This window comes from Pilimelia terevasa (assembly GCF_014647915.1).
Taxonomy (GTDB): domain Bacteria; phylum Actinomycetota; class Actinomycetes; order Mycobacteriales; family Micromonosporaceae; genus Pilimelia; species Pilimelia terevasa.
On record NZ_BMQC01000005.1, the window covers coordinates 311,423 to 322,734 of the forward strand.

Annotated in this window: 12 protein-coding genes; 9 read left to right on the forward strand and 3 right to left on the reverse strand. The window is 72.6% G+C overall.

All coding sequences use genetic code 11. From position 1 onward, the window contains the following. The first annotated feature begins 46 nt into the window (after nucleotides 1-46). The 7 genes from IEY75_RS09725 (at nucleotide 47) to IEY75_RS09755 (ending at nucleotide 7,861) form a co-directional block, all read left to right on the forward strand. Nucleotides 47-1,156 (forward strand): hypothetical protein, encoded by a 1,110-nt coding sequence (locus IEY75_RS09725; protein WP_189113900.1) that lies wholly within the window; start codon nucleotides 47-49, stop codon nucleotides 1,154-1,156. A 418-nt stretch (nucleotides 1,157-1,574) separates the two neighbouring features. Continuing rightward, nucleotides 1,575-3,014 carry a flavin monoamine oxidase family protein gene (locus IEY75_RS09730; protein ID WP_268244342.1) on the forward strand — a complete coding sequence of 480 codons (1,440 nt, stop codon included), beginning with the start codon at nucleotides 1,575-1,577 and terminating at the stop codon, nucleotides 3,012-3,014. Nucleotides 3,015-3,125: 111 nt separating this feature from the next. Further along, on the forward strand, nucleotides 3,126-4,526 hold the full coding sequence (locus tag IEY75_RS09735; RefSeq protein WP_189113902.1) for a hypothetical protein: 1,401 nt from the start codon (nucleotides 3,126-3,128) through the stop codon (nucleotides 4,524-4,526). After that, a complete protein-coding gene (locus IEY75_RS09740) occupies nucleotides 4,523-6,238 on the forward strand; it encodes a D-glucuronyl C5-epimerase family protein (RefSeq protein WP_189113903.1) in 1,716 nt (571 codons plus the stop codon). Before IEY75_RS09735 ends, IEY75_RS09740 begins: the two co-directional genes overlap by 4 nt. A 24-nt stretch (nucleotides 6,239-6,262) precedes the next feature. Beyond that, entirely contained in the window at nucleotides 6,263-6,817 is a 555-nt protein-coding gene (locus IEY75_RS09745; protein WP_189113904.1) for a DUF1990 domain-containing protein, read from the forward strand. Between the two features lie 9 nt (nucleotides 6,818-6,826). After that, entirely contained in the window at nucleotides 6,827-7,393 is a 567-nt protein-coding gene (locus IEY75_RS09750; RefSeq protein ID WP_189113905.1) for a dienelactone hydrolase family protein, read from the forward strand. 102 nt (nucleotides 7,394-7,495) lie between these two features. Further along, nucleotides 7,496-7,861 carry a hypothetical protein gene (locus IEY75_RS09755; protein WP_189113906.1) on the forward strand — a complete coding sequence of 122 codons (366 nt, stop codon included), beginning with the start codon at nucleotides 7,496-7,498 and terminating at the stop codon, nucleotides 7,859-7,861. Between the two features lie 307 nt (nucleotides 7,862-8,168). On the opposite strand, the gene IEY75_RS09760 is transcribed toward IEY75_RS09755, so the two are convergent. Both IEY75_RS09760 and IEY75_RS09765 read right to left on the reverse strand, forming a co-directional pair. Further along, nucleotides 8,169-8,405, reverse strand: coding sequence for a hypothetical protein (locus tag IEY75_RS09760; RefSeq protein ID WP_189113907.1), 237 nt, complete (start codon nucleotides 8,403-8,405; stop codon nucleotides 8,169-8,171). Next, nucleotides 8,389-8,541, reverse strand: coding sequence for a hypothetical protein (locus IEY75_RS09765; RefSeq protein ID WP_189113908.1), 153 nt, complete (start codon nucleotides 8,539-8,541; stop codon nucleotides 8,389-8,391). Before IEY75_RS09765 ends, IEY75_RS09760 begins: the two co-directional genes overlap by 17 nt. 329 nt (nucleotides 8,542-8,870) lie before the next feature. Between IEY75_RS09765 and IEY75_RS09770 the strand changes: the two genes are divergently transcribed. Together IEY75_RS09770 and IEY75_RS09775 are read left to right on the forward strand one after the other, a co-directional pair. Beyond that, nucleotides 8,871-9,389, forward strand: coding sequence for a DUF6879 family protein (locus tag IEY75_RS09770; protein ID WP_373290245.1), 519 nt, complete (start codon nucleotides 8,871-8,873; stop codon nucleotides 9,387-9,389). After that, nucleotides 9,370-10,200, forward strand: a complete 831-nt coding sequence (locus tag IEY75_RS09775) for a helix-turn-helix domain-containing protein (protein ID WP_189113910.1) — start codon at nucleotides 9,370-9,372, stop codon at nucleotides 10,198-10,200. The genes IEY75_RS09770 and IEY75_RS09775 overlap by 20 nt, the downstream gene beginning before the upstream one ends. Before the next feature lie 270 nt (nucleotides 10,201-10,470). Here the strand turns inward: IEY75_RS09775 and IEY75_RS09780 are convergent, their stop codons facing one another. Further along, nucleotides 10,471-10,818, reverse strand: coding sequence for a hypothetical protein (locus IEY75_RS09780; protein WP_189113911.1), 348 nt, complete (start codon nucleotides 10,816-10,818; stop codon nucleotides 10,471-10,473). Nucleotides 10,819-11,312: the final 494 nt, after the last annotated feature.

Here is an 11,312-nt window from a genome sequence, read left to right on the forward strand (position 1 = left end):
TCCGCCTCAGCGTGCGGAGCGGCGGGCCGCCGTACGCCGGGCCGCCGTGGTGCGGCGGCCGCTGCGGCCGGCCGGGGCGCGGCTGCCGGTGGCCCGGGCGGACGTCGGCCGGGCGGAGGTGCGGGCCGTGCTGCGTCCGCCTGCCGACTTGGCGGCGGCCCGGGTGCCGGTCGCCTTCTTCGCCGCGGTCTTGCGCGCGGTGGTGGCCTTGCGGACGGTCGTGGCCTTGCGGACGGTCGCGCCGGCCGCCTTGCGCGCCGTGGTGGCCTTGCGCGCCGCGGTGCCGGTGGCGCTGCGGGCCGTCGTGCCGGCCGCCTTGCGGGCCGCGGTGGTACCGGCGGCCTTGCGGGCGGTCGCGGTCTTGCGGGCGGTGGTCTTCTTCGCCGCCGCCGACCCCGTGGTCTTCCGCGCCGCCGCTGTGCCCGTCGCCTTCCGCGTAGCGGTGCCTGCCGTCTTGCGCGCGGCGGTACCCGCCGCCTTGCGCGCCGCGGTACCGGTCGTCCGCGCCGCGGTGCCCGTCGTCTTCCGCGCCGTCGTCTTCTTCGCCGTGGTCTTCTTCGCGGTCGTCGAATTCGCCGCGGTCCTGCGCGCGGTCGTCGTCTTCTTCGCCGCCGTCGCCTTGCGCGCGGTGGTGCCTGTGGCCTTGCGGGCGGCCGCGGTAGCGGTCTTGCGGGCGGTGGTCTTCTTCGCCGCCGTCGACCCGGCGGCCGTCTTGCGCGCGGCGGTACCCGTCGCTTTACGCGTAGCGGTCCCCGCCATCTTGCGCGCGGCGGTACCTGTCGTCTTCCGCGCCGCGGTGCCCGTCGTCTTGCGCGCCGCGGTCTTCTTCGCAGTCGCCCCGGCGGTCGTCTTCTTCGCGGTCGTCTTCTTCGCGGTCGTCTTCTTCGCGGTCGTCTTCTTCGCGGTCGTCTTCTTCGCGGTCGTCTTCTTCGCGGTGGTCCTGCTCGCGGTCGCCTTCGTCGCCGCCGCGGTCGCCGACTTCCGCGCGGTGGTCTTCTTCGCCGCCGCCGTCCCCGTACCGGTGGCCCCGCTCGCCGCGGTCGCCCCCGTTGCCGCGGCCTTCTTGGCCGTGGGGCGAGCCGCCTTTCGCGCTACCGCCATGTCGTTCCCTCCTCGCGATTCTTGGACAGATCGCCCCCCGATAGTCGGGCGATGAAGAGAGCCGGCGAACGCCAGGCTCAGTCGTCCTCCCCAGCCCACCGCGCGTCTGCGGTCGACACGGCCGCACTGCGGTTCCGGACACGCCTCGGGGCACGCTCCGCCTCAGCCACGTTCGCGTTCGGGCCCAGCTCATGACGGCCGGCGCACGATGCGGCGTGGGATGAGACGCGGTCGTGGCGCACGCGCGGTGCGAACCGCGCGCCACTCCCGCCAAGGCTCATGACCACACTGTGCACGGCGAAACGACCACGCGCTGCCGATTCAGCCAAATAGTCGGGCGCTTCTACATTAGAAGCGATTCCGGTGCGCCGGGAACCCACCCGCATTCACCACGGTATTGCGCTCGCCATCGGGCGCGATGGCGCCCGGAAGCCGGAATACACGCACCGCGGTCCGCCGCGCGCGCCCGCGCCGTGCTGTGCTGTGCTGTCCGGGCGGCGAACCGGCCGGGTACGGGAGCGGGAGGTGGGATGGGCACGCGCAGGGCGCAGGTGGCGGTCGTGGGCGCGGGGCTGAGCGGGCTGGCCGCCGCGCGGGTCCTCGCCCGGGCCGGGCGGGACGTCGTCGTGTGGGAGGCCCGGCCCCGCGTGGGCGGGCGGGTCTGGAGCCTGCCCACCGCGCACGGCGTGCCGGTCGACGCGGGCGCCGAGTTCGTCGGCCCTACCCAGGACCGCATCCGCGCCCTGGTCGCCGAGTGCGGGCTGGCGCTGGCCCCCACCTACGACCGCGGCCACCACCTGTACCAGCGGGCGGGCCGGCGCCGCCGGTACCGGGCCGGCGGGCGGTTCGGCCCGATCCCGCCGGACCCCGGCGTCGCCGAGGTGGCGCTGCTGGTCGGCGCGGTGAACCGGCTCGCGCGGGCGGTACCCGCGGGCGCGCCGTGGCGGCACCCGCGGGCGGCGGAGTTCGACGCGCTGACCGCGCAGCAGTGGCTCGGCCGGCGCGCGTTCACCCCCGGCGCGCACTTCCTGTCGCGGCTCTCGCTCTCCTCGGCGCTGTCGGTGCCGGCCGACGAGGTGTCCTTCCTGTTCTGGCTGCACTACGTCGCCGGAGCCGGCAACGCCACCACCCCGGGTACCGTGCAACGCCTTGCCTCGACCGGCGGCGGCGCGCAGGAGTCCCTGGTCGTGGGCGGCGCCCAGGAGGTGGCGGTGCGGCTGGCGGCCGCGCTCGGGGACCGGGTGCGGCTGGGCACGCCGGTACGCGCCCTGACCCAGGACGCCGAGGGCGTCACCCTCGCCGCGGACGACGCCGCGCTGCGCGCCGAGCGGGTGATCGTGGCGATGGCCCCCGCGCTGACGGCGTCGATCGCGTTCCGGCCGACCCTGCCGGCCGCCCGGCTCCAACTGGCCCAGCGGATGCCGATGGGCGCGGTCGGCAAGGTCGTGGCGGTGTACCCGACGCCGTTCTGGCGCGACAGCGGGCTGTCCGGCCAGGCGCTCACCGACGGCGGCCCGGTGGACGTCACCTTCGACAGCACGCCACCGGGGTCGGCGCGGGGCGTGCTGACCGGCTTCGTCTCCGGCGCGGCGATGCGGCGGCTGGACGGGGTCCCCGCCGACGCCGTCCGGGAGGCGTGCCTGCCGGGGCTGGCGCGGCTGTTCGGGCCGGCCGCGGGCCGGCCGCTGGAGTTTCTGGTGCAGCGCTGGGACCGCGAGGAGTGGTCGCGCGGCGGCCCGACCGGCGTCGCCGGCTGCGGCACGCTGACCGCCTTCGGCCCCGCGCTGCACGCCCCCTGCGACCGGATCCACTGGGCCGGTACCGAGACCGCGGAGTACTGGGCCGGATATATGGACGGCGCGGTCCGGGCGGGTGAACGCGCGGCCCGCGAAGTAATGGCCGCCCTCGACTGATCAGGCCGGTATTTCCGCCGCCTCGCCGTTATTCGTTAAATGCGCGATAAGTGGCTGTTTCGCTCGTTAGCGTGTGCTCAGCCAATCGGTCATCAGAGGCGCAGAGGGACGATGGACAAGCGAGCGGTAGCCGCAGTCACCACGCTGGCCGCGATGGCCGGCATCACCGTGGTCGCCGGCAGTGCGCCCACTCCGCCGGCCGGCCGGACGGTCGCGCCCCCCGGCGAGGCCCCGCCGTCGGCCATCGCGCGGTGGCGGCCGCTGGCCGCGCCGGTGCCGGCCGCCCGCGCGGCGCGCCGCGCGCAGCCCGCCGTCGGGATGCCCACCGACGGCGTCCGGTACCCCGTCCGGCGCCTGCCGTGGAGCCTGCGCGCCGCGACCACCGCCGAGGTCGCCACCGCCTTCCCCCCGCGCACCGTCACCGGCGTGTGCACGGACCCGGCGCGCGGCGCCGCCGGGGACCCGCTCAGCGCCGCCCGCTGCGGCCAGATCATGTGGAACAACTATCGCCTCACCGGTACCCAGACGTGGCTCGACCAGGCCGTCACCCAGGCCGAGTGGCTGGTGGCGCGGCACCGGCGCCACGGCGACGCGTGGTTCCACCCGCGCGGGGCCGCCGGCACGTACTCCGGCGTGGTCCAGGGTGAGGCGCTGACCCTGTTCGCGCGCCTGGCCGGCACCACCGCCCAGCCGCGCTGGCGGACCGCCGCCGAGGCGACCTTCGCCGCGCTGCTCGCCCCGCCGCAGCCGGGGCGCCCGGCCACCAGCCGCGTCGTCGGCCGGCGGCTCTGGCTGGACTCCAGCACCGACCCGGCGGCTGCCCTGGCCGGCCACCTGGAAGCCCTCACCGGCGCGTACGAGCTGTGGCGGGTCACCGCCGACCCGCGCGCGCTGCGCCTGCTGCGGGCGGGGCTGGCGACCGTCCGCGGACACGTGGCCGGCGCCCTGCCGGGCACCTCGGCGGCGCTGGCGCCGCACCTGCTGCACCTGGCGCACCTGACCGGCCTGGACGTGTTCAGCCTGCTCGCCGCCCGGGCGTGGACCGGGGCGCCGCTGGCCGACCAGCGGGGCACCGTCGTCCTGCGCGGCACGGTCACCGGCTGGGTGCTGCGCGGCGGCCGCCCCGTCCCGGCGGGCAGCGTCCGCCTGGCCCGGCCGGCGTACCCCGCGCTGGGCTGGCGGGGTCCGCTGCCCGGCGCGACCGGCACCTGGCTGCGGGTGCGCGGCGGACCCCTGCGCGACCGCTTCGTCCGCGAGGACCCCCGCACCGCCTACGTGCGGGGGATGCTGCTCCCGCTGGACCTGCACCCCGCGGTCACCACCGCCCTGCGCCCCGGCACGCCGCTGCCGCGCTACGACCGCGGCGGCCTCGGCGCCGCCGTCGCCCACCTCGGCCGGCGCAACGTCACCCTCGACCGGGTGGCCACCATCGACAGCACGCCGTACGCCCGGCTCGCCCCCGGCCAGCCGTACGGCGGTCGCTGGGTGGCGCTGTCCGGGGTGAGCGGATGACCCGGCGTCTGCTGTCCGCCGCGGCCTCGGCCGTCCTCGCGCTCGCGCTGGCCCCCGTGCCGGCCGCCGCGACCCGGCCGGCCGCCGCGACCCGGCCGGCGGCGGCGGCCCCGGCCCCGCCGCGGGACCCGGGCGACCCCGGCGCCGGCCCGCCCGGCGCCGGCCCACACAGCGGCGACCCGGCCGGCTGGGATCCGGCCGGCGTGGACCCGCTCGCCGTCGACCCGGACTCCCCGGGGATGCTGGCCGACCCGCCGCTCATCCCCGAGGGCCTCGACGACGACTGGCCGGACGCCGGCAGCCCCGCCGACCCGGCCGAGTCGGCCGCGCCCGGCGTACTCGCGCCGCCGCCGCGCTACCCGGCCGCCCGGCTCGCCCCGCTCGCCGTACCGGTCGGCCGCGCCCGGACGCTGGCGTTCAACGTCCGGCCCGCCTGGCAGGACGAGGTCCTGGCCCGCGCGGGCGTGGTCACCACCTTCCCGCACCTGACCCCCTCCGGCGTCTGCATGGACGTGCGGACCAGCCCGCCGCGCCCGCACCCGCTGTTCGCGGCCCGCTGCGGCCAGACCATGTGGACCAACTACCGCCGGACCGGCAACGTCACCTGGCTGAACCGCGCCAGGCTCCAGGCGGCCTGGCTCGTCAGCCACCGGGTCGAGTACGACCGCGGCTGGTTCTACCCGTACCGCTGGAACCACCTGCTCCAGGCCAGCCCCACCAAGCCGGCCGTCCTGCTGCGCGCCCCCTGGTACTCGGGGATGGCGCAGGCGGTCGCGCTCAGCCTGTTCGCCCGGCTCGCCCAGTCCACGGGCGACGTCCGCTGGCGCACCGCCGCCCGCCGTACCTTCACCGGCCTGCTCACCACCCCCCGCACCCGCCGCCCCTGGTCCTCGTGGATCCACCGGGGGTACTGGTGGATCGAGGAGGCCCCGTTCACCCACAACGCCACCGGCGACCGGGTGTTCAACGGCCACAACTCCGGCGTCATGGCGCTGTACGACTACTGGCGGCTCACCCGCGACCCGCTGGCGCTGACCATGGTGCGCGCGGGCGCCTACACCTCCCTGGTGTACGGCAACGCGCTGCGCCGGCCGCACTGGCGCTCGTACTACGACGACTGGCGGCGCGGCGACTCGTTCAAGTACCACACGATGCACGTCGTGCAGTTGCTGCTGCTGGCGGAGATGACCGGCCACTCGGCGTTCGTCCGCACGGCGCTGCGGATGTGGGGCGACGTCCAGGACACCCTGCGCACCGGCTCGATCCACGTCCTGGGCACGGTCGCGGGGTACCGGCTGGTCCGGGGCCGGCTGACCGTGGCCCGCACCGGCCGGTACAGCCGGCCCTCGACCGCGCCGCTGGCCTGGCGGTACCGGATCTCCGGGTCGCCGCACATGTGGCTGCGGCCGCGCGCCGGCAGCCTCGCCGGGCTGTACCTGGTCGAACGCCCCGGGCTGGTGTACGTCCGCGGGCTGGTCAGTGCCATCGGCCTGCGCCTGCACCTCGTCAGCCGGGCGCGCCGGGCGACCATCCGGTACTACACGTACCACCCGGGCACCGGCCGGATCACCGGCGTCGACCGCACCGGCGCGGCCGGCCGGCCGGTCGTCGTGTACCAGTACGCGATCATCGCAGGCGTCCCCCACTACCGGGTCTCCCCCGGCCAGGCCGGCGCCGGCTCCTGGGTGACCCTCGCTCAGATCACCGGCTGAGCCGCGACCGGCCACAATGACTCCATGAGGGACCTCGACCGGCTCGCCGCGGCACCGCTGACGTACCCCGAGCGCGGCGCCACCCGCGGCCCGCTCCCGCCCGGCTACCACCACGTCGACGTCAGCGCGGCCGTCGGCCGCGGCCAGGCGGCGTTCGACCGCGCCGCCGCCGGGGTGCTCGGCTGGCGGATGCACCGCGGGGCCGGCCTGGCGGTGGCCGCCTCCGCCCCCGAGGCGGCGCCGGACGTCGTCGTCGCGGTGCGGATCGGCTGGGGACCGCTGGCCGTCACGGCGCCTTGCCGGGTCGTGTACCGCCTCGACGAGCCGGCGCTGCGCGGGTTCGCGTACGGCACCCTGCCGGGGCACCCCGAGTGCGGCGAGGAGGCGTTCCTGGTCCACCTGCTGCCCGACGGGCGGGTCCGATGCACGATCCGTGCCTTCTCCCGGCCGGCGACGCCGCTCACCCGGCTCGGCGGACCGGTCGCCCGGTCAGTCCAGGCCGCCGTCACCCGCCGCTACCTGCGCGCGGTCCGCCGGCTCGCCGCCGGTGGACCGCGGCCGCCCGCCCGCGGCTCGTAGGGTGATCGCGTGACCGAGACGCTGCTGTTCCACCACGCCCAGGGCCGGACGCCGGGCCTGCTCGCCTTCGCCGACCGGTGGCGGGCCGCCGGCCACGCGGTCCACACCCCCGACCTGTTCGACGGGGCGACCTTCGACAGCGTGGCCGAGGGCGTGGCGCACGCCCGGTCGCTGGGCTTCGACGAGATCATCCGGCGGGGCGTCGCGACGGCACAGAAGTTGCCGGCGCGGCTGGTGTACGCGGGATTCTCGCTCGGGGCGCTGCCGGCGCAGGCGCTGGCGCAGCGGCGGGCGGGGGCGGCGGGGGCGCTGCTGCTGCACAGCGCGGTGCCGACGGCGGAGTTCGGGTGCCCGTGGCCGGCGGGGGTGCCGATGCAGGTCCACGTCATGGCCGACGATCCGTGGGAGGACGCGCAGTCGCTGGCGGGCGTGGTGGAGGAGATCGACGGCGGCGAACTGTTCCTCTACCCCGGAAACGGGCACCTCTTCGCCGACTCCGGCAGTGCGGACTACGCGGAAGAAGCGGCGACCCTACTCACGGAGCGCACGCTGGCCTTCCTCGGCCGCGTCGCCTGACGTTCGCCACGGCGCCCGGCAACCCTGCGCGCCGTCAGGTGGCCCCGCAGCCGGTACGCGGTACGCGACTGCGCCTGCAACCCGACCTCCCGCGCCTTCGCGGTGCCGTCCGCGCTGGACGTGGAGGTGACCGTCCTGCTGTGGGTGCGCACCAGGAGCGGCCGGGTGTACGCCACCGGGCTGGTCGAGTGGAGCAGGGACAGCTTCGGCAACCTCCCGTCGCACACGTTCGAGAGCTTCGTGCTCCACCTGGGGCTGGAGCGCGGCAACGCCGACATCAGGGAGGCGTTCTGCAACGTCCGCCCGGCGATCAACAGGTACCGCGACGGGCAGCTCGGCTGCCGGACCGCGACGGCCGCCAAGGGCGGGTCACGGCGCTGGACGGCCGACGGCCACGTGGTCGCCAACGTCGACAACGACGGCGCGGGCAACCGCCGCCGGCCCCTGGCCGGCTCCCCCGCCCTCTGACAAACCGACCACCGGTCATGTGGTTGCGGCGCCCGGCACAAAGATTTCCAGTCCTGCGAATCCTGGGGCCGTTGCAATCAATTCGAAACACCCATCGACAACGCCCACGACCCATAGGAACGCGCGACTCGCCACAAACTTGCCAACCATGACACTTTTCCAGCAGTGAATGCCACAGGGAAGTAAGCACAGTTGCACGCCAAGGGGTGAGCGGATCTGTTGACAATGGACCTACCGCCCGGCCGCAGGCGGAACTCCACCGTCGGAGATAAGCCGTGACCGGCTGCGGGTAGCAGAGCTGGCGAGTTCAGTCCGAGGTCTCGGCCGCCCGCCGCCGGGCCCGGATAATAGAACAGGTTCGAATTTCAATAAAGCGGACTTGGGGCTCGACTCTCCACGTGGTCTGTGCGCACTTGACGGGCAGCCAGTAGCCGTCATCGTCCCGGCGAAGGCCGCCAACCGCCAGGATGCGGACCATGATGGCGCCCTCTCCGCGGCGGTACTCCCGTTCCCGCAGGATGAGGATGTCACCGGTGCGCAGCATGACCTGCCCCGGTCAGCGTGACAGTGGTGTGGGAGCCGCAGCGAGGACACCAGCGATTCTTGACCTTGAAGGCGAAAACGCCGATCAGGAAGCCGGTCAACACTCCGGCGCCCAGCCCGACGAAAAAGTTCCACATGCATGGGACGTTAGGAACAAGGCGACGACGAGCCCAGGAGCTTGCCGGGGTTTGGTTCTTGACTTGTCGGACAGTGTCCGTCCACCATGGTGTGCGTCAAACGTAGGCAAACTTCGTGCTGGGGGACGACGTGAGAGTTACGTCATCGGCAAAGATCCTGGTAGTAGTGTCGGCGAGTGTCCGTCGGTCTACACGACGGAGCGTGACACGGTGCTCGTGCAGGGGTGGCGGTTCACCGACGTCGAGGCCCTGGCGAGCATGGAGGTCCCCGAGGAGGAAACCGTGGTGGAGATTCCCCGTAGCCTCTTGCCGTTACTCCGCCAGTTGTGATGCACGAGGTCAGCCGCGAGGAGTTCTTCGACCACTGCGGCCGCATCACCCGCTCGTGGGTTCACCTGGAACAGCAGCACTACTACGGCGTGCCGTCCGATGTCGAGCCCTTCCAGCGATGGCAGCGGGGCGAGCCCGATGATCTTTCCTACATGAACGAATGGTGCGAATTCACCGCTCGACTAGCAGCCGACGGACGGACTCTGCGGCGACTCAGGCTGATTAGCCCACCGGTCCTCGATTACCACCGTTGGGTGGCCTCGGTGGCGTTCCGCATCGTGGAAGCCGGCGAAAGTCTGCGGTGGTGTGACCGGAGGGACGTCCCTGAGATCCTGGTGCCGGTGACCGACTACTACGTGCTAGACGAGAAGCTCGCACTCTTTCTGCATTTCTCCGCGGCCGGGGAGATCACACGCCGACTGATGACCGACGACCCCGCCGTGGTGTCCGGCTGTCTCGCCGCGTTCGAGAACTGTTGGGGCGCAGGGACCGACCACGGTGACCACCAGCTCGACTGACGATGCCCGCCGTTCTCTCGGGATTCGGCTGCGTGACGTTCGCAAAGATGCCGGCCTGACCGGCAAGCAACTGGCCGAGCTGTCGGGGATCAACAACTCGCGCATCAGTCGGATCGAACACGGTGGCGCGACCCCCACCGAGGAGAACGTCACCGCCTGGCTCACCGCCTGCGGCGCGCAGGCACAGCACGGCGAAATCATCGCCACCCTGCGGGCGGTCGAGGAGGCGTACTCCGAGTGGCGTACGCGAATTCGCTCCGGGATGCGGGGGGCGTACCGTCCCATTGCGATCTACCAGGACGTGCAGGCGTTCCGCATCCACGAACCGACCCTGATCCCCGGCGCATTCCAGACTCCCGCATACGCCCGCGCCATCGTGTCATTCTGGCAGGACTTCTATGCGGCCCCCGACGACCTCGACGAAGCGGTCGCCCACCGGATGCGGCGGGCGGAAGCGATCCTCGGCCGCCGCGTGGCGGCGGTGGTCGGGGAAGCGGCGCTGCGACTGCGGTACACGTCGGAGGATGCCCACGAGGAGCAGTTGCTGCGCCTCGTGGAGTCGATGCGACGACCGAACGTCAGCCTCGGCCTCGTGCCCCTGGGTGCGCGCCTGCCCGGAATTTTGTCTGCAGGCTTCATCATGTACGACGACCGAGTCGTCTATCTGGAGACGCCTACCGCCGAAGTGGCGGTACGCCGACCAAGCGAGGTCGCACAGTACGCGCGGCTGTTTGGGTTATTTCAGGCGCAGTCGCTCTACGGCCGGGATGCCCGGCGACTGGTACTGAACGCGATCGGTGACCTTACGTGAACGCCAATCGGGCGACAAAGTTCGCACAGCATTGAGGCAGGCACCGGGGCTGACGGAACACAGATGCCGGAGCGCGGCAACGCCGACTTCAGGAAGGTGTCCTGCGACATCCGCCCGGTGATCAACAGATACCGCGACGGGCAGCTCGACTGCCGGACCGCGAGGTGCTCATCCGGTCCGCGTTCGAGGCGTCAAGCGTTTAATAGTAGGCAGGACGCGTTCCGTGCACGCCAAGCCATGGCCGTCGTACATCGCCGCCTTATTACGACGCTACTTTTGCCGGCTGATGAGAGCGCCCGCCATCAGCGCTACCACCCCGGGCGCAACCAACGGAAGCAGACCGAGTACGCCGGCCCCAAATAAGAGTCGCTTACTGTTCTTCAGGTCACCCCGCCAGTAGCGCCACAGCGCAACAGCGCATGCGATAGCCAGAAATGTCATCCCGACTGATCCAACAGTCCCCCATTCGTTGACTCGCTCGAATACCACGACTGTTTGGCCTGCTTTGTTTATGAGGCTTCCTTCCTCGGAGCTGGAAAGGGATGCTGCGCTTAGCAGAAACAGTAGTGTCGCCAGTCCGACCATGACTAAAGTGAAGGGCCGCTTCGCGGTCTTCATTACTGGATCCTTCGCTCAGTGGGTTCCGTTGAGTGGGATTCAAAAATTCCCGCTCAGGCTTGCCAATTTGCCAGGGCACGGCGACGGCAGACGACGGATCCCCGGCCCCTCAAGATCAGGCCGGCACCACGCCGGCAGGCTGTCACGAGGCCTCACATGTCGACCGAAGTTGCCCGATGACAGCCATCGAACCAGCTCAGAGCCGTGATCGTGGCTCTGAGCTGGTGGTCGGCGGACGAGTCGGCCTGTACGCCGGATCGAGGGCCTGAAATGTGCTCTGACCTGCGGAAACTCATCTACTCCCCCGCCGTGGGCCGTGGCTGGGCCGTATCGGTGATTCCGTACAACTGGTCGATGGCGCCGCGCGTGGGGTCTGCTGCACCAACTGGTGACAGTTCTAGTCAGGCGGCCTGACTGGCCGGTGGAGTCATGATGGTCTCGTACTCGATAGGGGTCAACCGGGCCAGCGACCGTTGTCGTCGGCGCCGGTGGTA